At 47.7% G+C, this 24,988-nt stretch carries 31 protein-coding genes; 21 read left to right on the plus strand and 10 right to left on the minus strand.

Annotated elements, in window-relative coordinates:
- The first annotated feature begins 88 nt into the window (after nucleotides 1–88).
- Both MJB10_RS09475 and MJB10_RS09480 read left to right on the plus strand, forming a co-directional pair.
- Nucleotides 89–1,258, plus strand: coding sequence for an iron-containing alcohol dehydrogenase (locus tag MJB10_RS09475; protein WP_314803946.1), 1,170 nt, complete (start codon nucleotides 89–91; stop codon nucleotides 1,256–1,258).
- Nucleotides 1,255–2,172: a DMT family transporter gene (locus tag MJB10_RS09480; RefSeq protein WP_314803949.1), complete on the plus strand. Its 918-nt coding sequence runs from the start codon at nucleotides 1,255–1,257 to the stop codon at nucleotides 2,170–2,172. The genes MJB10_RS09475 and MJB10_RS09480 overlap by 4 nt, the downstream gene beginning before the upstream one ends.
- A 97-nt stretch (nucleotides 2,173–2,269) precedes the next feature.
- On the opposite strand, the gene MJB10_RS09485 is transcribed toward MJB10_RS09480, so the two are convergent.
- Nucleotides 2,270–2,647 carry a hypothetical protein gene (locus MJB10_RS09485; RefSeq protein ID WP_314803952.1) on the minus strand — a complete coding sequence of 126 codons (378 nt, stop codon included), beginning with the start codon at nucleotides 2,645–2,647 and terminating at the stop codon, nucleotides 2,270–2,272.
- Nucleotides 2,648–3,120: 473 nt separating this feature from the next.
- Between MJB10_RS09485 and MJB10_RS09490 the strand changes: the two genes are divergently transcribed.
- Complete coding sequence (locus tag MJB10_RS09490; protein ID WP_314803955.1) at nucleotides 3,121–3,630, plus strand: hypothetical protein; 510 nt, start codon at nucleotides 3,121–3,123, stop codon at nucleotides 3,628–3,630.
- A 70-nt stretch (nucleotides 3,631–3,700) separates the two neighbouring features.
- On the opposite strand, the gene MJB10_RS09495 is transcribed toward MJB10_RS09490, so the two are convergent.
- Entirely contained in the window at nucleotides 3,701–4,762 is a 1,062-nt protein-coding gene (locus tag MJB10_RS09495) for a bifunctional 3-deoxy-7-phosphoheptulonate synthase/chorismate mutase (protein WP_397386588.1), read from the minus strand.
- A gap of 162 nt (nucleotides 4,763–4,924) precedes the next feature.
- On the opposite strand from MJB10_RS09495, the gene MJB10_RS09500 reads away from it, so the two are divergent.
- Nucleotides 4,925–5,524: a hypothetical protein gene (locus tag MJB10_RS09500; protein WP_314803958.1), complete on the plus strand. Its 600-nt coding sequence runs from the start codon at nucleotides 4,925–4,927 to the stop codon at nucleotides 5,522–5,524.
- Nucleotides 5,525–5,598: 74 nt separating this feature from the next.
- Here MJB10_RS09500 and MJB10_RS09505 read toward each other — a convergent pair whose 3' ends face one another.
- On the minus strand, nucleotides 5,599–6,462 hold the full coding sequence (locus MJB10_RS09505; RefSeq protein ID WP_314803960.1) for an AraC family transcriptional regulator: 864 nt from the start codon (nucleotides 6,460–6,462) through the stop codon (nucleotides 5,599–5,601).
- Nucleotides 6,463–6,591: 129 nt separating this feature from the next.
- Here MJB10_RS09505 and MJB10_RS09510 point away from each other — a divergent pair, with 129 nt between their 5' ends.
- On the plus strand, nucleotides 6,592–8,094 hold the full coding sequence (locus MJB10_RS09510) for an L-fucose/L-arabinose isomerase family protein (protein ID WP_314803962.1): 1,503 nt from the start codon (nucleotides 6,592–6,594) through the stop codon (nucleotides 8,092–8,094).
- A 174-nt stretch (nucleotides 8,095–8,268) separates the two neighbouring features.
- On the opposite strand, the gene MJB10_RS09515 is transcribed toward MJB10_RS09510, so the two are convergent.
- A complete protein-coding gene (locus MJB10_RS09515) occupies nucleotides 8,269–8,463 on the minus strand; it encodes a hypothetical protein (RefSeq protein ID WP_314803965.1) in 195 nt (64 codons plus the stop codon).
- 218 nt (nucleotides 8,464–8,681) lie between these two features.
- Here MJB10_RS09515 and MJB10_RS09520 point away from each other — a divergent pair, with 218 nt between their 5' ends.
- The 3 genes from MJB10_RS09520 (at nucleotide 8,682) to MJB10_RS09530 (ending at nucleotide 10,586) form a co-directional block, all read left to right on the plus strand.
- Nucleotides 8,682–9,683, plus strand: a complete 1,002-nt coding sequence (locus tag MJB10_RS09520) for an LLM class flavin-dependent oxidoreductase (protein ID WP_314803968.1) — start codon at nucleotides 8,682–8,684, stop codon at nucleotides 9,681–9,683.
- A gap of 74 nt (nucleotides 9,684–9,757) precedes the next feature.
- Nucleotides 9,758–9,976, plus strand: coding sequence for a hypothetical protein (locus tag MJB10_RS09525; protein ID WP_314803971.1), 219 nt, complete (start codon nucleotides 9,758–9,760; stop codon nucleotides 9,974–9,976).
- A 100-nt stretch (nucleotides 9,977–10,076) separates the two neighbouring features.
- On the plus strand, nucleotides 10,077–10,586 hold the full coding sequence (locus MJB10_RS09530; protein WP_314803974.1) for a heme-binding protein: 510 nt from the start codon (nucleotides 10,077–10,079) through the stop codon (nucleotides 10,584–10,586).
- 49 nt (nucleotides 10,587–10,635) lie between these two features.
- On the opposite strand, the gene MJB10_RS09535 is transcribed toward MJB10_RS09530, so the two are convergent.
- Genes MJB10_RS09535 through kduI form a run of 4 tightly spaced genes read right to left on the minus strand, consistent with a single transcriptional unit; the run spans nucleotide 10,636 to nucleotide 13,887 of the window.
- Nucleotides 10,636–11,472 carry a sugar phosphate isomerase/epimerase family protein gene (locus MJB10_RS09535; protein ID WP_314803977.1) on the minus strand — a complete coding sequence of 279 codons (837 nt, stop codon included), beginning with the start codon at nucleotides 11,470–11,472 and terminating at the stop codon, nucleotides 10,636–10,638.
- Nucleotides 11,473–12,225, minus strand: a complete 753-nt coding sequence (gene kduD / locus MJB10_RS09540; protein WP_314803979.1) for a 2-dehydro-3-deoxy-D-gluconate 5-dehydrogenase KduD — start codon at nucleotides 12,223–12,225, stop codon at nucleotides 11,473–11,475.
- Nucleotides 12,226–12,261: 36 nt separating this feature from the next.
- Complete coding sequence (locus MJB10_RS09545) at nucleotides 12,262–13,017, minus strand: DeoR/GlpR family DNA-binding transcription regulator (protein ID WP_314803983.1); 756 nt, start codon at nucleotides 13,015–13,017, stop codon at nucleotides 12,262–12,264.
- A 36-nt stretch (nucleotides 13,018–13,053) separates the two neighbouring features.
- Nucleotides 13,054–13,887 (minus strand): 5-dehydro-4-deoxy-D-glucuronate isomerase, encoded by an 834-nt coding sequence (gene kduI, locus MJB10_RS09550; RefSeq protein ID WP_314803985.1) that lies wholly within the window; start codon nucleotides 13,885–13,887, stop codon nucleotides 13,054–13,056.
- Nucleotides 13,888–14,070: 183 nt separating this feature from the next.
- On the opposite strand from kduI, the gene MJB10_RS09555 reads away from it, so the two are divergent.
- The 4 genes from MJB10_RS09555 to MJB10_RS09570 all read left to right on the plus strand — a co-directional run bounded on the left by MJB10_RS09555 (nucleotide 14,071) and on the right by MJB10_RS09570 (nucleotide 17,323).
- On the plus strand, nucleotides 14,071–14,235 hold the full coding sequence (locus MJB10_RS09555) for a hypothetical protein (protein WP_314803987.1): 165 nt from the start codon (nucleotides 14,071–14,073) through the stop codon (nucleotides 14,233–14,235).
- Between the two features lie 116 nt (nucleotides 14,236–14,351).
- The gene (locus tag MJB10_RS09560; RefSeq protein WP_314803989.1) at nucleotides 14,352–15,263 is read left to right on the plus strand and encodes an AraC family transcriptional regulator; all 912 of its coding nucleotides are present in this window, start codon (nucleotides 14,352–14,354) and stop codon (nucleotides 15,261–15,263) included.
- 107 nt (nucleotides 15,264–15,370) lie between these two features.
- Complete coding sequence (gene melA, locus MJB10_RS09565) at nucleotides 15,371–16,876, plus strand: alpha-glucosidase/alpha-galactosidase (protein ID WP_314803991.1); 1,506 nt, start codon at nucleotides 15,371–15,373, stop codon at nucleotides 16,874–16,876.
- 129 nt (nucleotides 16,877–17,005) lie between these two features.
- A complete protein-coding gene (locus MJB10_RS09570) occupies nucleotides 17,006–17,323 on the plus strand; it encodes a cupin domain-containing protein (RefSeq protein WP_314803994.1) in 318 nt (105 codons plus the stop codon).
- A 6-nt stretch (nucleotides 17,324–17,329) separates the two neighbouring features.
- Here MJB10_RS09570 and MJB10_RS09575 read toward each other — a convergent pair whose 3' ends face one another.
- On the minus strand, nucleotides 17,330–17,947 hold the full coding sequence (locus MJB10_RS09575; protein WP_314805550.1) for a LysE/ArgO family amino acid transporter: 618 nt from the start codon (nucleotides 17,945–17,947) through the stop codon (nucleotides 17,330–17,332).
- 104 nt (nucleotides 17,948–18,051) lie between these two features.
- On the opposite strand from MJB10_RS09575, the gene MJB10_RS09580 reads away from it, so the two are divergent.
- The 4 genes from MJB10_RS09580 (at nucleotide 18,052) to MJB10_RS09595 (ending at nucleotide 20,509) form a co-directional block, all read left to right on the plus strand.
- Nucleotides 18,052–18,387 (plus strand): L-rhamnose mutarotase, encoded by a 336-nt coding sequence (locus tag MJB10_RS09580; RefSeq protein WP_314803997.1) that lies wholly within the window; start codon nucleotides 18,052–18,054, stop codon nucleotides 18,385–18,387.
- Between the two features lie 172 nt (nucleotides 18,388–18,559).
- Nucleotides 18,560–19,480: a prenyltransferase gene (locus tag MJB10_RS09585; RefSeq protein WP_314804000.1), complete on the plus strand. Its 921-nt coding sequence runs from the start codon at nucleotides 18,560–18,562 to the stop codon at nucleotides 19,478–19,480.
- 33 nt (nucleotides 19,481–19,513) lie between these two features.
- Nucleotides 19,514–20,242 carry a DUF6081 family protein gene (locus tag MJB10_RS09590; protein ID WP_314804003.1) on the plus strand — a complete coding sequence of 243 codons (729 nt, stop codon included), beginning with the start codon at nucleotides 19,514–19,516 and terminating at the stop codon, nucleotides 20,240–20,242.
- 126 nt (nucleotides 20,243–20,368) lie between these two features.
- On the plus strand, nucleotides 20,369–20,509 hold the full coding sequence (locus MJB10_RS09595; protein WP_314804006.1) for an N-acetylmuramoyl-L-alanine amidase: 141 nt from the start codon (nucleotides 20,369–20,371) through the stop codon (nucleotides 20,507–20,509).
- A 168-nt stretch (nucleotides 20,510–20,677) separates the two neighbouring features.
- Here MJB10_RS09595 and MJB10_RS09600 read toward each other — a convergent pair whose 3' ends face one another.
- Complete coding sequence (locus MJB10_RS09600) at nucleotides 20,678–20,884, minus strand: DUF1657 domain-containing protein (RefSeq protein WP_314804008.1); 207 nt, start codon at nucleotides 20,882–20,884, stop codon at nucleotides 20,678–20,680.
- A gap of 192 nt (nucleotides 20,885–21,076) precedes the next feature.
- On the opposite strand from MJB10_RS09600, the gene MJB10_RS09605 reads away from it, so the two are divergent.
- From MJB10_RS09605 to MJB10_RS09625, 5 genes are all read left to right on the plus strand, one after another.
- Entirely contained in the window at nucleotides 21,077–21,937 is an 861-nt protein-coding gene (locus tag MJB10_RS09605) for a DUF421 domain-containing protein (protein ID WP_314804010.1), read from the plus strand.
- A 24-nt stretch (nucleotides 21,938–21,961) separates the two neighbouring features.
- The gene (gene spoVAC, locus MJB10_RS09610; protein WP_314804013.1) at nucleotides 21,962–22,435 is read left to right on the plus strand and encodes a stage V sporulation protein AC; all 474 of its coding nucleotides are present in this window, start codon (nucleotides 21,962–21,964) and stop codon (nucleotides 22,433–22,435) included.
- Nucleotides 22,436–22,439: 4 nt separating this feature from the next.
- Nucleotides 22,440–23,459, plus strand: a complete 1,020-nt coding sequence (gene spoVAD, locus MJB10_RS09615) for a stage V sporulation protein AD (protein ID WP_314804016.1) — start codon at nucleotides 22,440–22,442, stop codon at nucleotides 23,457–23,459.
- Complete coding sequence (spoVAE, locus tag MJB10_RS09620; RefSeq protein WP_314804019.1) at nucleotides 23,456–23,806, plus strand: stage V sporulation protein AE; 351 nt, start codon at nucleotides 23,456–23,458, stop codon at nucleotides 23,804–23,806. Before spoVAD ends, spoVAE begins: the two co-directional genes overlap by 4 nt.
- A gap of 222 nt (nucleotides 23,807–24,028) precedes the next feature.
- A complete protein-coding gene (locus MJB10_RS09625) occupies nucleotides 24,029–24,988 on the plus strand; it encodes an AAA family ATPase (RefSeq protein ID WP_314804021.1) in 960 nt (319 codons plus the stop codon).

Consider the following 24,988-nt stretch of genomic DNA (forward strand, 5'->3'; position numbering starts at 1 on the left):
GATGTGCGGTTTTTTGTTACCAATGCTATTGAATTCGACATGTGCTATACTTCTGTAGATATCAGTCATCGAAGGAGTTTACCCACACATGGAATCATTTATGCAGTATAATCCAACCAAATTATGGTTTGGTGAAGGCCAAATCAAGCAATTACAGCAGGAAGTAGACACACATGGCAAGCGTGTATTGCTGGTGTACGGCGGCGGAAGCATTAAACAAAATGGCGTGTATGATGCGGTGATGAAGCAGCTACGTGAGTGTGAAGCAACGGTTATCGAGATGCCAGGCGTTGAACCGAATCCTAGGTTGACGACCGTCAAGAAAGGCATAGCGTTATGCCGTGAGATGAGCATTGATCTCATTTTGGCCGTAGGCGGGGGAAGTGTCATCGATTGCGCCAAAGCAATCTCCGTAGGGGTGTTTTATGACGGAGATGTTTGGGACATTATCACAAGGAAGGCAACGCCAGAGCGCGCATTGCCACTTGGGACGGTACTAACGTTAGCTGCGACGGGGTCCGAAATGAATAATATCTCCGTGATCACGAATTGGGAAAAAAATGAGAAACGCGGTTGGAGCAGTCCATTCGCTTATCCTGCTTTCTCCATTTTAGATCCTGCCTATACGGTATCTGTGCCGCGTGATCAGACGGTATATGGCATCGTCGATATGATGTCCCATGTCCTCGAGCAGTATTTCCACCGAACCGAACATGCGCCAATGATGGATCGGTTCATGGAATCTGTGCTGCTAACCGTTATGGAAGCGGGCGTTAAGCTGGTTGACGATCTGCAGAATATCAAGCATCGAGCAACGATCATGTACGCGGGGACGACCGCGTTTAATGGTATGCTCTCTTGCGGAACAGACGGAGGGGATTGGGCTTCACATCAAATCGAGCACGGGTTGTCCGCTGTTTATGATATCCCGCACGGCGGTGGGTTAGCGATTGTATTTCCGAACTGGATGGCCCACTGTGCGGAGGAAGATCCAAGTCGGATGAAGAAGCTGGCAATGACCGTTTTTGGTATTGAAGAGAGAGGCAGGAGCGACTACGAAATTGCGATGGAAGGGATTCAGGCCTTGCGTCAGTTCTGGGATTCATTAGGGGCGCCGAATCGATTGGGCTATTATGGCATCGACGATCAGCGAATTGAAGAATTAGTTCATAAATCATTTATGAAACCGAGCATTGGACAGTATAAAGTGATGACGAGAGACAGCGTGCGCGATATTCTGATAAGGTCGTTAGCATGAAGTATTATGTGTACGTCCTAACTGGCGCTATCAGCTTCGGACTTCTATCAACTTTCGTGAAGAAAGCTTATGAGGCTGGATTTCATGTAGGTGATGTCGTTGGCAGTCAAATTTTATTCGGATTAATGATGCTGTGGTTGATGGCTTTCGTGACGTCTAAGTCAGCGAAGGCAGGTGCCGAGAGACCAACGTTTCGTGTTTCACCCAAGCAAACGCTTCTGCTCATGCTTGTTGGAACAAGCTCTGGTTTGACGGGTATCTTTTATTATGCAGCACTGCAATATGTATCGGCTTCTTTTGCTATTCTTCTATTGTTCCAATTCACCTGGATCGGCATCGTACTTGAGGCTCTTATTGATCGTAAGCGACCAAGTAAAGACAAGCTTATTGCCCTTATTTTCTTAATTATCGGTATTATGATGGCGAGCGGTTATTTACAAGGCCACTTAGAGGCGCCGTCATTGGTAGGTGTGCTGCTTGGGCTGCTATCTGCGTTAACCTACGCGTTGTTCATTGCGATGAACGGCCGAGTAGTGAATCATGTTGCACCGATCACACGAAGCGCTGTGATGCAGACAGGCTCTTTCGTGATTATCATGCTGATCTTCCCGCCACACTTCCTGTGGAACGGTTCGCTGCATGAATCTTTATTGCCTTGGGCATTGTTATTAGCCCTGTTCGGCGTGGTCATCCCGCCGTTATTTTTCGCGATTGGCGTGCCGCGCATCGGTGGAGGCATGGCCACGATTATGAGCGCGGCGGAGCTGCCGACCGCGGTCATTTTGTCCTTTATCGTTTTGCATGAACCGGTCAATGCACTGCAATGGTGCGGTGTCACCATTACGATGTTCGGCATTGCATGGCCGGAGCTAAAGAAACGAAGACATGTGCTGCAAGGCGCACAAACGAAATAAAAGAAGGTGGATGACCAGTGAAACTGGGGATCCGCCTTCTTTTTTTGCATACAATTTTAACTATAAAAAAGCCAATCGGCCCTCACATCATCCCAGGTTATGCGTGCGCAAGCTGCTTCAATTCTAGCTTCACCGTGGTTAGATGGGTGAGCTCCGGCATTTTGAAATATTCGGCTAATCGGCGAAGCCGCATATAGATTGTTCGCAGAATCACGGAATCCAATTCCGTGATCATGGCACGGTTCGCCACGTAGTCGGACATGCTCATTTTGATCAGAAAAGAACTCTCTCTTAACGGTGTAGGTGTAGACGCCACTTGCTTCTTCCCATCCCCGCACATATAGTACTTCGTTTGTTTCAATGCGGCATGAAACCGTTCCACACACGTTCGTGAAACTTGAATCTGCTTGGTGGCGCCGAACGCATCGGTTACCGTAAGTATTTGTTTTAATTCATCTAAGGAATTACTTCTCAAATACACAATCTCGTGAGGGGCAACACCCTCGATAAGCAGGCGGAGAATAATGGCATCTTGCGGATTCAGGCATTGTGTCTCGATACTTTGAATTTGCGCGAGTGTAAGAATTGGAAATCAACATCCCTTCAAGTTTGAACTTAATTTTCTGTAAAATTTCAGTTGGGTTTTCAGAAATAAGCAACTATACAAGATATGCGAGGGTGACGGGGAATATGCCTAACCAATATGCCATGAGGCAACTATAGCCCAAAGAAACACGCGGAACAATGAGGGAAAAGCCCTAGATATTAATGGTTTGATTTCGACAAGGTTCTTCTGCAATCGTTTGTCGAAGACATGTGGCTGTACTTTTTCCTAAACACAAATATCGACATTCGCCTGGAAATATGGGATTATGAGATCAGAGTGTTCAGAGGCTAGAATCGCAGGAAAGAAGCCAATGGGACGATATTAGCCAAGGAGTGACAGACATGTCTCGCAAGTGGGAAAGAATGGTTAGCAAAAATTCAAAAAAGGCCAACCTGGTCCGTGCCAAACAGGGCAAAGCCCCGATTTCAACAGATCCTGATCGTGCAGAAGTGTTCAAAGGCAGAAGTATTTTATTATCAGCGTTTTTCATCGTCGTCGCCATTTTCTTATTGTTCACGCTGACGAAGACAGACGGGGACAAGATGTATTGGTTTACAACGTTGAGTTATCTTGTAGTGGGATTGCTTATTTATACCGTGCGCAGACCGTATTTACGAGTATCTAAGACGAATCTCGCGAAGCGCGGTTTAGCTAGAGAACTTGTTCTTGAGGCTGAAAATATTAAAGAAATCGTTCACGTTCCAGGTCAAATTATTATTGAACTCACAGGCAAATCGCCGCGTTGGGTGTACAACCGCACGTTCAATCGCTTTGATATCCCAGCCATGGCAGCGAAATTGAAAAAGTTCGCTGACCAGAATCACGTCGCTTTTGTTGATAAAACGGTTTAATGACATAAGCCCTCAATGCCACAGTATGATTGTGGTGTTGGGGGCTTTTTGCTTCTTGCAGCGCTCCTATTCAAAATAAGCCAGATTGCCGAATCACCTCGAAAAAGGTGTTGAATTCGTCTATGGTCAGTTGCTGCGCGGCATCAGAAAGCGCGGTAGCAGGGGTCGGATGGACCTCGACCATAATCCCGTCTGCACCTGCGGCTAGGGCCGCTTTGGCACATGGTGCAAAAATATCTTTGCGACCTGTCGAGTGCGTCACATCAACCAAAACAGGCAGGTGGGTCTCCTGCTTGAGAATAGGAACAGCGGAAATATCCAGCGTATTCCGAGTGGCCTTCTCATACGTGCGGATGCCGCGTTCGATCAGCATCACCTGTGTATTGCCGCGGGATAGGATATATTCAGCCGCGTGAATGAATTCATCAATTGTAGCGGAGAGTCCGCGTTTCAACAGAATCGGGATTGGCGCATCGCCCGCCGCCTTCAACAACTCGAAATTGTGCATGTTTCTTGCGCCAATTTGGATCACATCAATGTATTGATCTGCGATTTCAATATGGGAAGGGTCAACGATTTCACTGATCGTGCGCAGCCCGAATTCGTCGGCAACTTCTTTGAGGATTTGCAACCCTTCTAGTCCTAAGCCTTGAAAATCGTAAGGTGAAGTTCGGGGTTTGAACGCACCTCCGCGCATCACAGTGACACCTGCCGCCTTAAGCGCGGCAGCAACGGTGCGCACTTGCTCGTAGCTTTCCACGGAGCAGGGGCCAGCGATCATCACAGGCTTTCCAGTGCCAATAACCGTGGAGCCCAGCTGAATTACGGTGTTTGCCTTTTGCTTAGATCGGCTAACGAGCAGTTGTTGCTTATGGTCAATGAGCTGCAAAGACAGGGAGGCTTGGAAAATTTGCTTAAATAATTGGCGAATGGTCTCATCGGTAAAAGGGCCTGTGTTCCTAGCAACTAGGTCTTCTAGCATTTTCTTCTCGCGAAGCGGGTCAAATTTAGGCACGCCTTGCTTTTCCTTCTCGGAAGCGATCTCTTGAACTGTCTGTGCGCGCTCTGTCAGCAGGCTCAAGAGCTCCAGATTGATCTCATCAATCCGCCCTCGCAATTCATCTAACCTCATGACGTGCACTCCTTTCATTTTGCTTATAAGTACTATGTGTATGCAAGTCATGCGCTGAAAGTTAAAATTTACTGCAAAGTTGGACGATATTGCTTCAGGCTAGTCATTTTCTTACTAGATTCGGAATAGTAGTTTAAGAGGGAAAAGAAGAGGGGGATTCGGATGCTCACATTAAAATCATGGACGGGCTTATTTCACAGGGGGACCGAAGACGTCTACCCAACGTTCAAGGTGCGGGCGCCTCGTGATTATTTTGAACGGGCAGACGCCTTTTTGGAAGATATCGTCTATACCTCGCAAGAGGATCTTAACGGCATCAATAAGACATTTCTCGTGAAGCTGCTCTTTGATAATTTCATGGATCACGTCCGTAAAGGGAAGGATCTGTTTACCTATATGCTGCAGTTGAGAAGTAAATTTGGAGGGATCGTATCCAGCTCGAATGCGAACTCACCGTTGACAGGTCGAACTTCGTCAGGCAGTGTGCCTGGGTTTCAATGGGGACTTTCTTTCCAATCGAGCAGCCATGACCGAGCATCCTATTTAACGTTAAATGTCCGATTGCACCCAGCAGAGGTGAATCGGATGCGTGTCTTTTTCGACGATTTGCAATGGAAGCATCACCAGTCGCTGAACATGGAGCTGCATGAGCTGTTATCGCTCTTATTCATTGAATTTATTACTGAGCTTCGGAATGGGTTAACGGAGGAGACGAAAGAGGAAATTGTAGCAGCTATCATTCATAAATGGGAAGAACGATAGCCGCATAGCGCACGGGGAGTTTGAATAAATTGAAATTCCAGCCATTCTGGATGAAGCAGAGCTGAAATAATTGTCTACCTGGGCCGCTGCCACTTCTTCCGATAGACAAGCGGTGTGTCGCCTGTGCGATCTCTGAAAAGGTTGATAAAATGGCTGACGTTATGGATACCCACCGCAGCCGCAATTTCGGAGACCGGCATATCGGAATACTTTAGCTTCTCCTTCGCATGAACCATGCGAATACCAATCAAATATTCGTGCGGCGAGAAGCCTGTGAACTGCTTGAATCGTTTGGCCATATTGTATTTGCTGACCGCATGCTTTTGCGCTAATTGGTCTAGGGATATAGGCTCCGAGAAGCGCTGCTCCAATGTTTGACGAATCGCATGAATATAGGCAGGCTTGTCCGATTCGGACAGGTCTTTTTCCTGTGAGGACAGGAGGATGGTCGTCAGCAATTCCACGAGCAACTGGGAGGTCAGCAGTTCTGTGGCCGCACTTTTTTGTTGCTGTATTTGGAGCGTGCGCGTGATTAATTCGGGAATCCTCTCATTGGCGAGCGGAAGAACAGGCTCATACTGATCAGCATATTGTTCGTAATAGGCGCTAATTGAGCTGCCGTACACGTGGACCCACAGCAGTTCTAACGGATCGTTAGGATCAGCAGTGTACTGATGATAGGGCATGCAATGGATAAAAAACAGCTGACGAGCTTCCAAGGTATATGTGTGCCCTTGATAAATCAATTTCCCCTTGCCCCTCTGGATGTACACGATCAGGTAAGAATCAAGTCCTTCACGCTCCGTGAAATAACCGGGGAGGGTGTGGAAATGGCCGATTTCCTGAACATAATACAAATTCGTTGCTGCGAACGTAGAGGGGCTGGAAATGAAACGGATCGAGTCGTCCGACCAGGCGGTCGTATAATTTTCTCTCATGTGTGATGTCACCATGCCCTAGCAAGATTCTATGATTTTTAACCAAGATTATTGGATGTTATCTATATTGTAAGCCGTTACAATAAGTTTATAAAGTTATTATTTTTATGAACGAATGGAGTGGCTGCGATGTCGATATTTCCACCTATCAAAGCAAGTTTAAAACCGCGTATTGGGCTGTACTCAATCGGACTCCGTGCCTATTGGGAGCAATTTCCTGGATTGAAAGAGCGTTTGGAAGCGTACGGACGATTCATTGAGAAAAAGATGTCTGCCTGGGCGGATGTGTATGACTATGGGCTTGTGGATACCGAAGGCGAGGGGCGGAAAGCGGGAGAGTGGTTAGCCGAACGTCACGTTGATCTTGTGTTCTGCCACGCAGCAACCTACTCCACTAGCTCAACGGTGCTGCCTGTCCATCAGATTTGCAAGGCACCTGTCGTGTTCTTGAACTTGCAGCCAACAGCGAGGCTTAATTATGAGCAATCGACAACAGGTGAGTGGTTAGCGCATTGCGGAGCTTGTCCTGTACCAGAGTTTGCGAATGTATTCAATCGCGCAGGCATTCCTTTCCGAGTTGTGAACGGCCTCTTGGGCTTGGATTATACGCCGGCGATTTCACTGACGGATGAAGTGACCCATGAGCGTTTCGAGGCGATTCGCGCATGGAAGGAAATCGAGGAGTGGGTCCGTGCTGCTGCCGTGCCTAGAACCCTTCTGCGCAGCCGTTTCGGCTTCCTGGGCAATACCTACAGCGGTATGCTGGATATGTATAGCGATTTCACAATGATTTCGGCGCAGACAGGTTTGCACGTGGAAGTGCTGGAAATGTGCGATCTGGACCGGATGTTGAAGGAAGTGACTGCCCAGGATGTGAAGCAGAAGCTGGAGGAAATCCATGCGATGTTCCAAATAAGCGGCGACTCGCCTTCCGATCCCATCGCGAAGAAGCCGACGGAAGAACAGCTCGAATGGTCCTGCCGAGTCGCGGCTGCGCAGGAGAAGCTCGTGCGCGCTTACGATCTGGACGCCTTGTCGTATTACTACCACGGAGCGCCAGGCGGTGAGTATGAGAAGCTGCAAGGCGGCTTCATTGTGGGGCACTCGCTGCTCACAGCGCGAGGCATCCCGTGCTCAGGCGAAGGCGACTTGAAGACGGCAGTCGCAATGAAAATCAGCGACATTCTCGGCGTCGGCGGCAGCTTCTCCGAGATCGTCGTGGTCGACTATTTCGACGAGACGATCCTTCTCGGCCATGACGGGCCGTTCCACATCGCGATTTCCGAAGGAAAGCCCATTCTGCGCGGCATGGGGCTGTACCATGGGAAGCAGGGGACAGGCGTATCCGTTGAGGCGAAAGTGAAGACTGGCGCGATCACAACGCTGAATGTGACACAGACGGGCGATGGCAGGCTGAAGCTGATCTCCAGTGAAGGGACGTCGACGAACGGAGCGATCATGAAGATCGGCAACACGCAGACGCCGGTAAAGTTCCGTGAGCATCCAGACGCTTATATGACGCGTTGGTTCGCGGAGGCGCCGACGCATCACTGCGCGATGTCCATCGGACACAATGCGTCGCTGTTTCAGAAGGTAGCCGAATTGATGAAGGTGAACCATGTAATTCTATAGCGAAAAGCCCGCTTATCGCAGCCGTTATGGCTGGAGGAGCGGGCTTTTGTGTGTTGCGTTTGGATGGGGCTGTCTCACAGGACTACAACTTGCAGGCTGGCAGTGCCGATCTCAGCCGCTATGTTGTACAGGGTACAACATAGCCATCTCCAACTGCTCGGGCAGAGATAAGTGTTAATTTTGAGGTAAGGTAGACGTTAGATGGGCTGTATTTGTGCTTTCCGTCACGTCGATATAATGGTCAATGGAATCCAGAACTTCACTAAGCGGCGATTGAGCGAACATGATCTGATCCGCTTGTATCGCCTTATACGTACTGTCGTCTTTATGAATCTTAAAACCTCTATAATTCTCGTAAATGGTTTTCATGGAAATCTCTCCCTCACTAGGATGTATATCTTAAATTACCATCTATTGATACCGTTTGATAGAGGTGTAAAATGTGAGATTTTGTCACTTTAAGACTAATTGGATTAAAATATTATAATGTTTTTACGTTAACCGTTTTCACCGTCATCCTCGTGTGCAGAATTGGCTTTTGCTATTCTGTGCTTTTATATGTTACAGTTAGCTGGAGGTGAATTTGTATGTTGAAACTAAGTATTTTAGATCAGTCACAAATTGGGGAAGGTCGTAACGCCGCTCAGACTTTAGCTGAAACGACGGAGCTGGCGCAAGATGCAGAACGGATCGGCTATCACCGCTTTTGGGTGTCCGAACATCATGCCTCCCAAGCCTTAGCGCATTCCAGCCCAGAAGTTCTGATTGCACATTTGGCTGCCAAAACAGAACGCATCCGCTTAGGTTCAGGAGGTATCATGATGCCTCATTACAGCGCCTATAAAGTTGCGGAAAACTTTCGTTTACTAGAAGCCCTGCATCCTGGGCGTATTGATGTGGGATTAGGCCGTGCGCCTGGCGGCATGCCAATCTCTACACGTGCGCTGCAAGAGGGTAAATATACAAGCGTTGATTCATACCCGCAGCAAATCGCCGATTTGACGGGTTATCTCTATGATGATTTGCCAGCGGGGCACCGCTTCGCAGGTTTGCACGCTTCACCTGTAATTTCGACGGCGCCAGAAATTTGGCTGCTCGGCTCGTCCTATGACAGCGCGAGGATTGCCGCGGATCAAGGGGCTGCATTTGGTTTTGCCCAGTTTTTTGGGAATGCGGATTGTGAGCAAGCGCTGCGCATATATCGGGAGCATTTCAAGCCGTCTCGATTGAATGCGAAGCCGTATTCCTTGGCAGCCGTGCTGGCCATCTGTGCGGACACGGAAGAAGAAGCGAATCAGCTTGCGCTGAGCACGGATTTATTTTTCCTATCGCTTGGGAAAGGCAAGTTATTGCCATGGTTCCCTTCGGTACGTACAGCACTAGATTATCCGTATACCGAGAATGATTATGCGATGATCCGCAGTGGCCGTCATAGACGCATTGTTGGCACGCCACAGCAAGTGAAGGAAGAAATCATGAAGTTGAATGAGGCGTATCATGCAGATGAAATCATGGTGGTTTCACCCATTCACAACGTGGAGTCTCGCTTGCATTCGTATCGATTGCTGGCCAAAGCATTTGCTCTGTAACCATTCGCGCAACTAACATTTGCGTTTTGGAGGTTCTGCTATTACACTTAAACCTAAAAAAGTGGAGTGGTGGCATGAGCAAGAATCGCGTGTGGAACAAAGGAAAACGCAATGGCGGCGGTGGACCCGCGCCTGGAACAGGCTATAAAGAAAAGCTTGCTGCTGCACAGACAGAGTTGCAAGTTGAAGTAATAGATGCAGCTAATCCGATTAATCAGATTAAACGCATGAACCGTGAGAATTGGGTGGAGCGTCCGACGCGAGTAGTGCGGAATAGTCCAACGAAGGACTAAGCCCACGACCAAGAAAGCTAAAAAAAGCCTAATCATGTCCCATTTTCGGGGGCTGATTAGGCTTTTTTAATGGACTTTTTCCCAAGCACTATCCATATACATGGAAAAATGTGCTTGGAAGGATGGGATGTGCAACTTGCGAACGACACTGAAACTGGAACTGGAAGAAGCTAGAGTCATGATAGCTGCTGGTATTGCCGCGGCAGAAGCGCTGAAGGCTGTCGAAACCATTTGTATCGTGGATGAAGGAGGCTATCTCCTGGCACTTGAGCGCATGAATGGAGCGCGTAACACAAGCCCCGAGCTTGCGATTGCCAAGGCTTTTACAGCAAGCGGACATCGGCGTTCGACGCATTTATTCAATCAGCCAGGGGGGCCAGCGACGATTCACGGTGAAGCATTTGGCATCCATGCGATGATGCCAGGGAAGTTTGCGATTTTCGTAGGCGGATTTCCCATTGTGGTGAACGGGCAAGTCATTGGCGGTGTTGGTGTGAGCGGCGGCGCGGGCGAGGATGACATCGCTGTCGGCGTTGCGGCCCTGAAGGCGCTGCAAAGTCATTTGGGTGAGAGTTATCAAGTTCTAACGGATCCTAATATTAAAAAATGAGAAAACCCCCGAATGCTCGAAACACGAGACTTTCGGGGGTTTTTGGCTCTTATGTTAGCAGATTGCGCACATATCGGAACGTTTCTTCAATGGTCTGATCTTCGAGACACTCCAAGGAAATGTCGATGCCAGGCTTAGCTTTGTGCAGCTTGGATAAGAAGGAAGTGGTCTCGAATATACCCTTACCAGAGGCAAGCTCATTCTTTTGACCATTGTTCACAATATAGTCCTTCAGATGTACGAGCACAATGCGGCTGCCAAATGCAGCAAAAGCATGATCCAGAAATTTTCCTTGATCCTGTGGTTCAACCACCGTTGGTGGAATCAGATTCACGGGATCGAACACCACACCTAACGTGCTGGACGGCACTTCGTCCAGGATGCGTGCCATTTTCTCCGTACTAGAAAGGGTATGGGTATACACGGGCTCAAGCCCAATATGGACGCCCCATCGTTCGGCCTCTTCTGCTAATTCCTCCACGGTTTGTCTCAAGATCGACCATCCGATCGCTTCATACCCGGTCGCATCCTGCGTGAGATACGTAGCAAGATCACCTGTCTCCGTCGCCACAATCGACGTACCGAAGTCGCGCGCATAGCGCAGATGCTCCTTGAAACGGTCAATTTCATAGCGACGCTGCTGCACGTCGGGGTTGATCGGGTTGATGTAGCAGCCCAATACGCCGATACGGACCCCCGCGCGATCAAACTGCTCGCCAATATGATTGGCGAGAGCTGGACTTAGCTTGCCAAGACTCGTATCATAGTCGCTAATCGCTTTACTTAGTGCAAGCTGAACGAAGTCAATCCCGCGTCCGCTAAGCTTCTGCGTGAGTTCCTTCAACGGCAAATGCCCGACGGTGTGAGCCAGGGTTCCGATGCCCATCTATCGTGCCATCCATCCGCCGTCAACACAAAGCACATGACCATTCATATAATCGGAAGCGCTGGAAGATAAGAAGACTACTGGGCCTTTCAAATCCTCTGGTGCACCCCAACGACCTGCTGGAATACGCTCCGTGATGGATTTCGTGCGGTTCTCATCTTTTAAGATAGGTGCTGTATTGTTCGTCATCATATAGCCAGGTGCAATGGCATTGATTTGAATGCCTTTGCCAGCCCACTCATTCGCTAGTGCTTTGGTTACACCAGCAATCGCATGTTTACTTGCCGTATAGCCAGGGACATTGATGCCGCCTTGGTACGTCAACATGGATGCGATATTGACGATCTTGCCGCTGCCGCGCTCGATCATATGGCGACCAACAAGCTGGCATAGGAAAAATGCCGAATTCAAGTTCAGGTCAATCACATCGTGCCAATCTTGACGCGCGTGATCCACGGCAGGTGTGCGGCGAATGATACCCGCATTGTTGACAAGAATATCAATGGCGCCGTAAATGCCGATAGCTCTCGCAACAACATCTTCCAGGATGTCTTCGTTGCTTAGATCAGCCGCGATCAGTTCGGCTTTGCCGCCAATCGCACGAATGGCTTCAACGGTTTGAACGCTTTCTGATGAAGACACGGCAATGACATTAGCTCCTGCTTCCGCAAGTCCGATGGCCATTGCTTGCCCTAAACCGCCTGACGCGCCAGTAACGAATGCTGTTTTGCCTGTAAGATTAAAAAGTGTCATAACGTTCTCCTTTAACAATCTATAGTCTAAGCCGTTTTATAAGGTTTCAATCTGAATGCCGCTATCGCGGTAAAGCTGCGCCGTTTCTGGAGGCAATGCGCTGTCCGTTAGGATCTTAGCAACCTCAGGCAGCGTGGCGAACGTGCGCAAAGCGCACTGACCGAATTTGAAATGATCAATCACGCCGTAGACAGTCGCACTTGAACTAATAAGTGCACGTTTGAACTCAACCAGATCATTCGTATAGATCGTGAATCCGTGCTGCAAATGCACACCAGTAGCTGAAATAAACGATTTCTGAATGTTCAGCCCGCGCACATACTCTACGGCTTCCGGGCCTGCCAGCATATTGCGTATGCGATAGCCGCCAGGAACAACAAGCCGGATTTCATCTTTGTGAACGAGCTCCGAGATTATATAGAGGTCATTCGTTACAACGGTAAGCGGCTGATTGTCCAGCCGCTTAGCAATTTCAAGCGTGGTGCTGCCGCCATCCAGCGCGATAATATCGCGCTGCTGGATATAGCGAAGCGCAAGGGTCGCGATTTCCGACTTTTTGTCTGCATGCTTGATATTCGGTTCTTTCGCGGAAAGAATCCCGAGCTGATCACTCTGAGCAAGCATGGCACCGCCATGGATGCGGATGAGCAGTCCTTTTTCCTCCAGTTTAGCTAAATCCTCGCGAATGGTTTTACCTGTGACTTCGAGTCGTTCGCTCAATTCATTCACGGAAACTTCCTTCTGAGCGAGGAGGACTTCCATAATTGTTTCATATCTGCGCAAAGGATTCATCGGTTATCATCCGTTTCTTATTTAAGGGATTACCGATTATTTTAAATCTTGCATGGCCACGGCGTCCATATCATTGAACATTTGATTTTCGCCAGCCATGCCCCAGATGAATGTGTAGTTGTTCGTGCCGACACCGCTGTGGATGGACCAGCTAGGGGAAATGATCGCTTGCTCATTACGCATAACCACGTGACGAGTTTGCTGCGGCTCACCCATCATGTGGAACACAACCGCATCTTCTGGCATGTCAAAATAGAAATAAACCTCGGAACGGCGGTTGTGTGTATGGCTCGGCATTGTGTTCCACATGTTGCCTGGTTTCAACAACGTCATCCCCATTACAAGCTGACAGCTTTGAATGCCGTCCAAGTGGATGTATTTATAGATCGTACGCTCATTCGATGTATTGATGCTGCCCAGGTGTGCAGGTGTCGCTTCGCTGATCGCGGCTTTCACCGTTGGGTATGTTTTGTGAGCAGGTGTCGAGTTGAAGTAGAACTTTGCAGGGTTAGCGGCATCATCACTCGCGAAAGTGATCTCTTTGGAACCTAGTCCAATGTAGATGCAATCTTTGGAATCCATCGTGTAAACAGTACCATCAACCGTGATGGTTCCGCGTGCACCTACGTTAATGATTCCGATTTCGCGGCGCTCTAAGAAGTAGTCAGCTGCCATTTCTTTTGTATCAGCTTGCAGTTGAACAGCTTCTGTTGTTGGTAATACACCGCCAATGATGAAACGGTCAACGTGAGAGTATACTAAGGTAACTTGGTTAGGTGTGAACAAGGATTGAATTTGAAACTCAGCTTGAAGACGCTCTGTATCAAATTGTTTAACTTCATTCGGGTGTGAGGCATAACGGATTTCCATGGGTTCATTTCTCCTTAAAATTGGTTTATTTATGTTGATATACGTTCATATAGGTTTAATTTACTCCATAAAAGGCAATTAGGCAAGATGAATTTAGGGGTTAGTCACACTTGGATGTATAAAAATGGCGGTAAAGACACAAAACAATTCAATGAAGATATTCGAAACAGGAGGCGATCAATGATGGATAAGAGTCACTATTTCGATCATGTATGCAATGACACGATTCCAACCCTGCCTGAAGAGGAAGCGACGACAGCAACGGATTTGATCAGTGAAGCTGTTGAAGAAATCGTGGATAATTTACGGCATCCTTTTTCTTCGAAAACCAGTAGAGAAAAAGAATAGGAAAGTTCATGTTGAACATCAGAATCCCTTTCTGCAGGCGCAGGAAGGGATTTTCTTTTTGCCAAGGCGGGAGTACAATGACCATAAGATCCCATCAGAAGGCAGAAGGAGCTCCTATGCAGCGACGTTCACGTCTGTTCCCAACGATTACGACGAATCATCCCGTCCAACCCCAAGTGGTTGCGTATTATTTTAAACAGTGGCAAGGCTTCCATATGGCGTTTCACACACACGATGCGACAGAGATTATGTATACGATCCAAGGGGTTTGCGATGTTGAAATGGATCGTACCCCCGATCAGACCGATACCGTCCGCCTTAAAAAAGGAGAATTCATTCTTCTGGATGCGAATGTTCCTCATCGACTGATCGTCGGGGACGACGAGCCGTGCCGTATGCTAAATTGCGAATTCCGCTTCGCGGCGCAGCAAGGGTTGATGCCATCCATCCAGCAGCTAGCCTCGAATGAGTCGCAACTCGCCTCCTTATTAGAGGTGGAGACGCCATATTTGGTACTGCGTGATCCAGATGAAGTCTATCATGTGATGAAAAGCGTTGTACTAGAGCTGGATAAAGGGCAAGAGAGAAGCGAGACGATGGTTCAACTTTTACTCGCGCAGCTCTTAATTCGAATCGCTCGATTGCAGCGTGAAACAGTCAGCGGCAGGCTTATACAGAGTGAATTCTATGTCAGACAAAGCATGGACTATATGCTTCAAAATTATGATCGTGAGATTCAAGTCAAAGATATCGCCCTAGCGGTTAATCTTCATCCTGGGTACTTGCAGCGTGTGTTCAAAGCTGTTACAGGACAAACACTTGTCCAATATTTAACTGCGATACGCATGGAGAAAGCGCAAATGCTGCTGCTTGAAACGGATATCCCCATTTCGGATATTTCGGAGTATGTCGGGATCGGCAGCAGGCAATATTTCCATATGCTGTTCAAAGCGCATACGAACACGACCCCGACGGAATATCGCAATTCCATGAATACGCATAAGCTCATGTATCCAGAAGGAAGTTAGAATTTTTGACACATGGAGATCATTCTGGTTAGGAATTTGATAACGTTTTCTCTCATCGACTTGGTACAATGTGAAACATAGACGAGTTGATAGAGAGGGCGATGAATATGTCATTTAAGGTTGCATTTATTGGAGCAGGAAGCATTGGTTTCACACGTGGATTGTTGAGAGATTTACTCGCGGTTCCTGAATTCCACAATATGGAAGTTGCTTTTACTGACATCAATTCACACAATTTGGATATGGTTACGGAGCTCTGCCAAAGGGACATTCAAGAGAATGGGTTGTCTATTCAAATTCAATCCTCAACAGATCGCAGGGTGGCCTTGCAAGGCGCTAAGTATGTTTTGTGCACGATCCGAGTTGGAGGTCTGGAGGCGTTTGCGACCGATGTTGATATTCCATTGAAATATGGGGTGGATCAATGCGTCGGTGACACGTTATGCGCAGGCGGAATCATGTACGGACAGCGTGGCATTGCTGAAATGCTGCAGATTTGCGAGGATATTCGGGAAGTTGCAGCTTCCGATGCCCTGCTCTTGAATTATGCGAATCCGATGGCGATGTTGACCTGGGCATGTAACAAATACGGCGGTGTACGCACGATCGGGCTTTGTCACGGCGTTCAGCATGGGCATCATCAAATCGCGGATGTCTATGGGCTGGATAAGAAAGACGTGGACATTATTTGTGCGGGGATTAACCATCAAACCTGGTATATCCAAGCAACACATGAAGGTAAGGATTTAACGGCTGGACTTCTGGAAGCGTTCGAAAACCATACCGAATACGCACGTACGGAGAAAGTACGGATCGATATGCTGCGTCGTTTTGGGTACTACAGCACAGAATCGAATGGGCATCTCAGTGAATACGTGCCATGGTATCGCAAACGCGCTAGTGAAATTCAAGATTGGATTGACATGGGCTCCTGGATTAATGGGGAAACAGGCGGATACTTGCGTGTATGCACCGAAGGCCGCCGCTGGTTCGAGACAGATTTCCCGAACTGGATGAGGGATCCTGCATTCGTCTATTCCAGTGAGAAGCGCAGTGAAGAGCATGGCTCCTACATCATTGAGGGGCTTGAAACAGGCCGTATTTATCGCGGACATTTCAACGTGGTCAACAAAGGTGTCATCTCGAACTTGCCAGACGATGCGATTATTGAGGCGCCAGGCTATGTGGATCGCAACGGAATTTCTATGCCGCTTGTTGGTGATCTCCCTTTAGGTCCCGCGGCTGTGTGTAATGTCAGCATCTCGGTTCAGCGTTTAGCGGTAGAAGCAGCGGTTCATGGGGACGACAAGCTGTTGCGTCAAGCGTTCATGATGGATCCGCTTGTAGGCGCAGTCTGTAATCCGAAGGAAATTTGGCAGATGGTGGATGAAATGCTGGTCGCCCAAGAAGCGTGGCTGCCACAGTATAGCTCGGCTATTGCAGAAGCAAAGCAGCGTTTGGCCGCAGGCAAGCTCATTCCGACGAGGGATTATGAAGGGGCAGCTCGAGTGAAGGTGAAATCGGTGGAAGAGATGCAGTTGGATCGCGAAGCGGCGAACAAGAACGCTGGCGAGGCCGACAAAGGAAAAGATCGTGCAGCTACAACGGCGTAACGTTCATTTGTTTTCAAGTATGTTCATTTAGGTTCTTCTAAGATATAATGATTAGGTAAGTGAAGGGCCGCTTGCGGCCCTTTTTTGCATTCAAATTAACAGTGCTTATAGGGGAAGGGAGTATATCGAATGTCTAATATCGGCGTATGGGAAGCAGCAGAACCAGGTGTAACACGGTGTATATTGAAGGCTGAAGGTGGCCTTATGATGATGGAGGTCCACTTTGAACCTGGTGCCGTCGGTTATCAGCACAGTCATGTGCATGAGCAAATGTCTTATTGTTTAAAAGGAAAAATCGAGTTTACTATCGATGGCGTTGTGACCGTGATTGAGCAAGGTCAAACGATTTACATACCGAGCGGAGCTAGACATGGCGTTACCGCATTGGAGGATTCTGCCTTGCTAGACGTCTTTACGCCAATTCGTGAGGATCTTGTTAAACGCTAGTTTCTTCTACGTATAGAGGAGATGAATAGCCATCTGAATGGCAACAACCCAGATAATCACGGCTGAGATTTTATTTAATTTGCTCATGAGCGTACCCTTACCATTTCGAGAAGCTACGAAGCGGCCAGCTAGGGCTAGAGTGAAGAACCAAATCCAAGAGACGAGAATGATACTGATCGTGAACGCCCACTTCTCTCCGCCAGCATATTGAATGGAGTTGGTTCCAATAACACCGACCGTATCGATAATGGCGTGAGGATTCAATAATGAGACAGAGGCTGCGAACAGCATTTGCTTCTTGGGACTGATTTTCTCTTGAACCTGATGGCTTTCGGGCTGTGATTGACTTCTCCACAACATCCACCCGATGTAGAGAAGGAAGAAGAATCCCAGCGCATAGAGTACAGTTTGCAGCCAATCGAATGTGAGTATCATGAGCGAAACGCCGCATACGGCAGCGCTAATGAGGATCGTATCACATACCGCAGCAGTGAGAATGACAGGAAGTGCGCCAAAGTAAGTACGATGGCTGGCTCCTTGATTGAATACAAATACATTTTGCACGCCTAACGGCAGGATAAGTCCGAAGCCGAGCAGACAGGCATGTACAACCGTGCTGAACAATGTGATCGCTCCCATCTAGATGTCTATCTATCATAATTCTTGTAACCATAAAGGATTATAAGTCATTCGACTTGAAATAGGTATAGAAATTCAACCTGGGGAGGATGTTTCCGTTGACGAACAGTGGTAAATTCGCGTGGACGTGGACGATTCGCGAAGAAGATTTAGAAGAATATGTAAGCATGCACTTGGCACCGTGGCCAGAAATTTTGGAAGAGCACACTAAAGCGGGCATTCGGGATTATTCCATTTTTCAAAATGGGAATCAATTCTTCTATTGTTTCCTCTGTGATGATTTGGACGCAGCATTCGCTTACTTGGCTGAAAGTGAAGCTTGCAACCGCTGGAACGCAATTACTTCTAAGATGGTCGTAGGTTCCTTCGATTTTCGAGAAGCGGTACCGATTCAACCGATGCGTGAAGTTTTTTATCTCAAATAATAAAATAGTAGATGAGGATGGCTAGCGAAATGCTAGTCATCTTTTTGCGTTTTCACGCAATTGCCACAGTTGGCAACAGGTGGTTGAGAGGGAAACCAAACCTACTTGAGAATCTAGTAAGATTGGGATAGTATGAGGGACATAGCGAGTTTTATCGAAAGGATTGAGAGAAATGAATAACCTATCATTGTTCCTGAAAGCATCCCGGTTTCGGGTTATTCCCGTCATGGTCATTCCCGTTGTGCTAGGTGGATTAGGAGCTATTGTATGGAACGATACGTTTCATCCGTATTTATTTGTTTTAACGTTTATCGGTTCAATTGCTGCGCATTTATTCTCCAATATGATTAATGATTTGTGGGACTTTCGTAATGGTATCGACACAGCAGCCAAGGAGACAGCATCTGCAATCTCAACAAACTCGGGCTTTTTGGCGAATGGAACGATAACGTTACGTTTATTTAGCTTTGTGACGTGGGCCATATTCGCTCTTGCTCTTGTTTGCGGGCTTATTTTAAGTCTTACCAGCGGCTGGCTCGTGCTTTTATTTGGCGGGTTAGGTGGATTGATCGCGTATTTCTATGTAGCGCCGCCTATTAAATTTGGTTACCGCGGTAAAGGCTATAGTGAAATTGCCATTCTCTTATCTTTTGGTATTTTGCCTACGTTAGGTAGTTATTATGTTCAAACGATGCAGGTCGATTACCGTCCACTTCTCTTATCACTACCGATCGGCTTATTTACGACTTTGATTTTATTTAATCATCATTTTCTTCATTGGCAAGCAGATCGCACCGCAGGTAAACGAACCCTAGTTGTTGTCTGGGGCGAAAAAAGAGCATTGCTCTTTTCCAAATCCTTATGTGCACTTTCGTATATCGTACTTATTACTTGTGTGCTCGTTGGCGTATTCCCTTATTATACACTGATCGCTTTGCTAACAGCCGTGCCTTTGATCAAGGTGTATCGGAATTTGAAGTCAGAGAATCCATCTCCTGCCTATCTTCCTTTGATGGGAGCGTCATTAAAGGCTACGACCAGAAGCGGCCTGATTATGATGCTGGCGTTGGTTGTACAAGCTATTCTTAACTAACAAACAAACTAACAACAAAGCGAGGGCTAATCGATGAGCAGACAATTTACGATGGGTGATTTTCATACAATTTTATCAGAAGGCGAAGTTTGGAAAATCGGGGGATTCCCGATGCCTGACGGATCGTTCTGGGAGTTTAGAGAGCCTAACGCAACGATTATTGTGCGTAATGGCATTCTGTATGCACGCGCGCCGTTAAGCCGCAAGAACGATTATGTGCAATTTCTAGATAATGCGAAGCATATGTACTATTCAGCGAAGGAAGTTGACGTTCCCGAGGAAGGTGAAATTTCATTCGAGCTACAAATCCGGGCGCGCACGCAAAATACAGAGCCGAATGATCTCTACGATGGTTTCGTTTCGTTGAACCTGCTTGACTTCACGACAGGGGCAGCGCTTGATTTCTTCGCAGGCAATGATAAATATGCAAGTGTGTATGCGGTTCTGCCATTCCCGGGCGTTAAAGTACCAGAGACAGATAAAACGCGTTTCTTCTGTATTTTCAAAGAGGAAACGAATTTCCAGCCGCGTGAATTCAACACATACAAAATTACGTATGACCGTGGAAATGATGAAGTCATTTTCTATGTAAACGGTCAGGAAGTTAGACGTGAACAACATGTGCCGATCAAATTCAATCGATTCACCGTAGCCCTTGGTTTAATGACGGAGAAAGATTTGTCGCCGCAAGGGAGCACGTCCCTGCATGGACAGACCATTATTGGTGAATGGTCGCCAATTACGGTAACTGTAACCGAATAAGCTGGACCTAGCGAGGAGCCGACTTCAGGGATGAAGTCGAGCTCTTTTTTGTGCACGCACCTGCCCATGGGTGAATACACTGGAGTACTTGACAGGTAATTTAGGCAGTTCAGGAGGCGTTAAGTTATGTTGAGTGTGGAGGATGCAAACAAGATCATTGCATTTTTGTCGGCAGCTTACTTCGCTACCGATGATGGGGAAGCTAGAAAAGAGTTCAATCGACTTGCAAACGAATTGCGTAAAGCATCAGGTCAGCCAGCTGAGTAAGCCTGGGGCTTGAAACCTTGAAACCTAAAGAAACGAGGGCGGCTTCGATGCCAATTCAACAGTTACGTTTATGTATTCTTGTTCTATACGTGTTGCTAGTTCTTTTTCTAGCCTTATTCATGTAAAAAACAGCCGTATGCGAGTTCATCGCAGCGGCTGTTTTTATGTCTAGAATCCTTTGTACTGCGGCTCTTCACTTTCTAATTGCTGCACACGAGAAGAGACTTGATCCACAATTTGCTGCGTGGATTGTGCTGCTGACTCATACAGCTGCTTCGCTTCTTGATTTTGCGTGCTTAGCGCGAAGGATTCTAAGCTGGCTTGGGCGCTTTTTAAAGAAGCTAGGGTGGTTTTCACTTGTGTGGCAACTGTCATGGGACTTGCACTCCTTTAATCGCTGTGATGGGATGAGAACAGTTCGTCCTTGCTCTCTGGTTTGCGGTTGTTAATATGCCCGCGTTTTCAGCGAATCAATATAACAATTAAATCCAATTGAGATCAATGATAGTTCGCCCAGAAATGGCACATAATGAACGTAATGAGGGATTGTTGAGAAGGGGGAACGAGATGTCAGATTGGTTACATATTGCGGTAAGAGCGTTATCCACCTTAGTGTTTTTATTTGTTCTGACACGGATTCTAGGCAAAAAGCAAATATCCCAGCTTACTTTCTTTGAATATGTGATCGGGATTACGTTAGGGGATTTGGCGGGGAACATTTCTACCGATGTTGAATCGAATTACTGGCATGGTATCATTGCGATTCTGGTTTGGGTGCTTGTTCCTTTTATCTTGGAGACCCTAACCCTGAAAAGCAAAACGTTACGCATTTGGTTTGAAGGAAGAGGCCGAGTTTTAATTAAAGATGGAAAGATATTGGAAGACAATTTAAAGAAAGAACGGTATACCGGCGACGAGTTGTTGGAACAGCTCCGAACGAAAAGCATTTTTCGTGTGGCTGATGTCGAATTTGCGATGCTGGAATCCAGTGGAGATTTAAGTGTACTGCTGAAAAGCGAACTGCAGCCGCTGACGCCCAAGCACTTGGGCATGAAGCTTGTCACGGAGAAGCCAACACAAGCTGTAATGATGGATGGCGTGATCCAAAATGAACCATTAGCCGCGGCTGGCAGAGGTCAAGGCTGGCTGTTAAACGAGTTAGAGAAGCTGGGCGTCATCAAGGAAAATGTGTTCCTCGGGCAAGTCGACACACATGGCGAGCTCACGGTTGATTTGTATGACGACAAGCTTCAAGTCCCGCAACCGACGGAGCGGCCTGCGTTGCTGGCCATGCTGAAGAAATGTGAAGCTGATTTGGAACTGTACTCGTTAACAACGCAGGATAAGGAAGCTAAACAAATGTATGAAACAAGTTCCGAACAGCTAACCAAGGTGATTCAACAAATTGGAGTGCTTTTGAAAATGTAGCCTCGGAAGGAATTGGTGTAAGATATGGCTAACAACAAGAAAAAAAATATGACCATGACGCAGGAAGAGTATCAAAAGCTAGCCAAAAAGCAAGAACCGAAGCGGCCTGTGGTTAAAAATTGCTGTCGCGCCTTTCTGGTTGGCGGGACGATTTGTCTCATTGGTGAATGCTTTATGCAAATGTTCATTAAATGGTTCGGATTCACTGAAAAAACGGCTGGGAATCCTACCGTTGCTTGTATGATCATCATCTCGGTCATCCTCACCAGCTTTGGTATCTATGACAAAATTGCTCAATGGGCAGGCGCTGGAAGCTCGGTTCCCGTCACGGGGTTTGCCAATTCGCTCTGTTCCGCGGCGATCGAGCATCGCTCAGAAGGTTTAGTGCTGGGCGTCGGCGGCAATATGTTCAAATTAGCGGGGTCTGTCATCGTATTCGGTACGGTAGCAGCGTTTTTCGTTGGAATTGCCCATCTGATCTTCATGAACGGGAGCTGATGCGATGTTAAAGGGTCATCAAAGTTGGCTGTTTAAGAATCGACCTGTCATTTTATCTACGGGAACTGTGGTAGGTCCAGATGAAGGGAAAGGGCCACTCGCTGCGGATTTCGATATCGTCCATGATGATTTGACCGTTGGGCAGAAGTCGTGGGAAAAAGCAGAGAAGGCACTGCTGGAAGAAGCAGCGCAGCGCGCCTTGGCGAAGGCAGGCCTGACGGATGGTCAGATTCAGTTCTATGTGGGCGGCGACCTCATGAACCAGATCATCTCCAACACCTTCGCGGTACGCACCTTAAATATGCCGTATATCGGCATATTCGGTGCGTGCTCCACGTCGATGGAAGGTCTTGCGCTTGCCGCGCAGCTGATGGATTCTGGAGCCGCCAACTATGTGATGGCGGGTACCTGCAGCCACAATTGCACGGCGGAGAAGCAGTTCCGTTATCCGACGGAATACGGTTCGCAGAAGCCGCCGACAGCGCAGTACACGGTCACGGGCGCTGGCGTCGCCGTGCTCGGGAAGAGCGGTGACGGTCCCGTGGTCACCGCGGCAACCATAGGGCGGATCGTGGACATGGGCATTACCGATCCGTTCAATATGGGCGCAGCGATGGCGCCGGCTGCGGTCGATACGATCCAAACACATTGCCGCGAGTTGGAACGCGATCCATCGTATTACGATCTGATCGTGACTGGGGATCTCGCAGCCGTCGGGACAAGCATTGCGCGCGAACTTTTCGAGAAGCATCATTTCCCGATTGAGCAAACTACCTACTCCGATTGCGGGCTCATGATCTTCGATCGGGAAACGCAAACGGTCCAAGCTGGCGGCAGCGGCTGCGGCTGTTCAGCCACGGTGACCTACGGTCATCTGCTGAAGCGAATCGCTGCGGGGGAATTGAAGCGAATCCTTGTTGTCGCGACGGGCGCCTTGTTATCACCTTTATCGTTTCAGCAAGGAGAAAGCATTCCCTGTATCGCGCACGCGGTTGCCATAGAGTCTGGAGGGGTGTACGTATGAGTTTTGTTTGGGCTTTTATCGTTGGCGGCGCGATTTGTGTGTTGGGGCAGCTCTTGATGGACGTTGGCAAGCTGACACCTGCACATACAATGAGCACACTTGTTGTGTTAGGTGCGATTGGCGATGGTTTGGGTTTATATGATCCGTTTATTAAATGGGCTGGAGCAGGTGCAACCGTACCGATTACTTCCTTCGGGAATGCGCTAGTACACGGAGCACTAGAAGAGCTTCAGAAGGACGGCTACATCGGGATTATCACTGGGATTTTCAAAGTCACCTCGGCGGGTGTATCGTCCGCGATTATTTTCTCGTTCTTGGCCGCTTTATTCGTTAAACCAAAAGGATAACTGCTGGAGACGCAGACGCCGTGAGGCGTCTTTTTTATTTCTATTTTCACCTTGCACTCGATGGGTAATTTTAACAAATAACTTTAGAGGATTTACAAGTATACGGAAGAAAAACTTTCCTGTAAACTAGATTTATGTACATTTTCCTTCATTTTTTGCACCTCTGCGAACTAACGAATTGACGAAGAATTTTTCTACGCAAACTCTAAGGAGGAACCACACATGGAAACTGCCACTCAATCACATGTAGAAACTTTAGCTAGGCTGAAATCGAATTTGGAGTCGTGTATTCTGGGCAAAAGTGCTGAAATTGAATTGTTACTAACCGCTATGTTGGCAGGTGGTCATGTACTGCTTGAGGATGTTCCTGGCACAGGCAAAACCGTGCTTATAAAGGCGCTCGCGCGATCTATACATGGCCAGTTCCGCCGTATTCAATGTAATCCGGACTTATTACCTACAGATATTACTGGTGTTTCTATATATCATCCCAAAGAAGAGAAATTTTTGTTTCGTTCAGGTCCGATTATGACCAACATTTTGTTGGTCGATGAGATCAATCGGGCCACCACCAAAACACAGTCCGCACTGCTAGAAGCCATGGAAGAGCGGCACATTACGGTAGACGGCGACTTGCATGAACTGCCATCTCCCTTTCTGATGCTGGCTACGCAGAACCCCATTGATTTCGAGGGCACGTATACATTACCCGAAGCGCAATTGGATCGCTTCATGATTAAGCTCAGTCTTGGATATCCGAATGAAGCTGCAGAGAAACAAATGATTGCCTCACAAAGCAGAGTTCACCCGATGGAAGCCCTTCAGGCGATTATCGATACGAATCAAGTTCTGGAGATGCAGGAGCAAGTCCGCCAAGTCCATATGGATGATGCGGTTGCCGATTACTTAGTAACGATATCCAGAAAAACGAGGGATCATCAAGCTGTCTTCTTAGGCGCGAGTCCGCGCGCAACCTTGTCACTCGTTCTAGCATCGAAAGCTTATGCCTTCTTACACGGTCGCGATTATGTCATCCCGGATGACATTAAGTATTTGGCGCCATTCGTTCTCGGACATCGGATGATACTGCAGATGGAAGCGCGCATGGATGGCGTGACAGTAGCTTCTGTGCTGCGGACGATTTTTGAGGGAGTTCGTGTTCCGGTCAGATTGGAGAAGTGA

The sequence above is a fragment of the Paenibacillus sp. MBLB1832 genome (genome assembly GCF_032271945.1).
Lineage (GTDB): Bacteria > Bacillota > Bacilli > Paenibacillales > NBRC-103111 > Paenibacillus_E > Paenibacillus_E roseopurpureus.

Coding starts and splice junctions, on each gene's coding strand:
- MJB10_RS09535 (WP_314803977.1), bottom strand. CDS start 11,472: ATGGGCATCGGAACCCTGGCTCACACCGTCGGGCATTTGCCGTTGAAG.
- MJB10_RS09560 (WP_314803989.1), top strand. CDS start 14,352: ATGCAGCGACGTTCACGTCTGTTCCCAACGATTACGACGAATCATCCC.
- MJB10_RS09600 (WP_314804008.1), bottom strand. CDS start 20,884: ATGACAGTTGCCACACAAGTGAAAACCACCCTAGCTTCTTTAAAAAGC.
- MJB10_RS09505 (WP_314803960.1), bottom strand. CDS start 6,462: ATGAGAGAAAATTATACGACCGCCTGGTCGGACGACTCGATCCGTTTC.
- MJB10_RS09590 (WP_314804003.1), top strand. CDS start 19,514: ATGAGCAGACAATTTACGATGGGTGATTTTCATACAATTTTATCAGAA.
- kduI (WP_314803985.1), bottom strand. CDS start 13,887: ATGGAAATCCGTTATGCCTCACACCCGAATGAAGTTAAACAATTTGAT.
- MJB10_RS09500 (WP_314803958.1), top strand. CDS start 4,925: ATGCTCACATTAAAATCATGGACGGGCTTATTTCACAGGGGGACCGAA.
- MJB10_RS09495 (WP_397386588.1), bottom strand. CDS start 4,762: ATGAGGTTAGATGAATTGCGAGGGCGGATTGATGAGATCAATCTGGAG.
- MJB10_RS09525 (WP_314803971.1), top strand. CDS start 9,758: ATGAGCAAGAATCGCGTGTGGAACAAAGGAAAACGCAATGGCGGCGGT.
- MJB10_RS09520 (WP_314803968.1), top strand. CDS start 8,682: ATGTTGAAACTAAGTATTTTAGATCAGTCACAAATTGGGGAAGGTCGT.
- MJB10_RS09545 (WP_314803983.1), bottom strand. CDS start 13,017: ATGAATCCTTTGCGCAGATATGAAACAATTATGGAAGTCCTCCTCGCT.
- MJB10_RS09490 (WP_314803955.1), top strand. CDS start 3,121: ATGTCTCGCAAGTGGGAAAGAATGGTTAGCAAAAATTCAAAAAAGGCC.
- MJB10_RS09530 (WP_314803974.1), top strand. CDS start 10,077: ATGGAAAAATGTGCTTGGAAGGATGGGATGTGCAACTTGCGAACGACA.
- melA (WP_314803991.1), top strand. CDS start 15,371: ATGTCATTTAAGGTTGCATTTATTGGAGCAGGAAGCATTGGTTTCACA.
- spoVAC (WP_314804013.1), top strand. CDS start 21,962: ATGGCTAACAACAAGAAAAAAAATATGACCATGACGCAGGAAGAGTAT.
- MJB10_RS09555 (WP_314803987.1), top strand. CDS start 14,071: ATGGATAAGAGTCACTATTTCGATCATGTATGCAATGACACGATTCCA.
- MJB10_RS09595 (WP_314804006.1), top strand. CDS start 20,369: ATGTTGAGTGTGGAGGATGCAAACAAGATCATTGCATTTTTGTCGGCA.
- MJB10_RS09510 (WP_314803962.1), top strand. CDS start 6,592: ATGTCGATATTTCCACCTATCAAAGCAAGTTTAAAACCGCGTATTGGG.
- spoVAE (WP_314804019.1), top strand. CDS start 23,456: ATGAGTTTTGTTTGGGCTTTTATCGTTGGCGGCGCGATTTGTGTGTTG.
- kduD (WP_314803979.1), bottom strand. CDS start 12,225: ATGACACTTTTTAATCTTACAGGCAAAACAGCATTCGTTACTGGCGCG.
- MJB10_RS09475 (WP_314803946.1), top strand. CDS start 89: ATGGAATCATTTATGCAGTATAATCCAACCAAATTATGGTTTGGTGAA.
- MJB10_RS09625 (WP_314804021.1), top strand. CDS start 24,029: ATGGAAACTGCCACTCAATCACATGTAGAAACTTTAGCTAGGCTGAAA.
- MJB10_RS09585 (WP_314804000.1), top strand. CDS start 18,560: ATGAATAACCTATCATTGTTCCTGAAAGCATCCCGGTTTCGGGTTATT.
- spoVAD (WP_314804016.1), top strand. CDS start 22,440: ATGTTAAAGGGTCATCAAAGTTGGCTGTTTAAGAATCGACCTGTCATT.
- MJB10_RS09605 (WP_314804010.1), top strand. CDS start 21,077: ATGTCAGATTGGTTACATATTGCGGTAAGAGCGTTATCCACCTTAGTG.
- MJB10_RS09580 (WP_314803997.1), top strand. CDS start 18,052: ATGTTTCCGTTGACGAACAGTGGTAAATTCGCGTGGACGTGGACGATT.
- MJB10_RS09515 (WP_314803965.1), bottom strand. CDS start 8,463: ATGAAAACCATTTACGAGAATTATAGAGGTTTTAAGATTCATAAAGAC.
- MJB10_RS09570 (WP_314803994.1), top strand. CDS start 17,006: ATGTCTAATATCGGCGTATGGGAAGCAGCAGAACCAGGTGTAACACGG.
- MJB10_RS09480 (WP_314803949.1), top strand. CDS start 1,255: ATGAAGTATTATGTGTACGTCCTAACTGGCGCTATCAGCTTCGGACTT.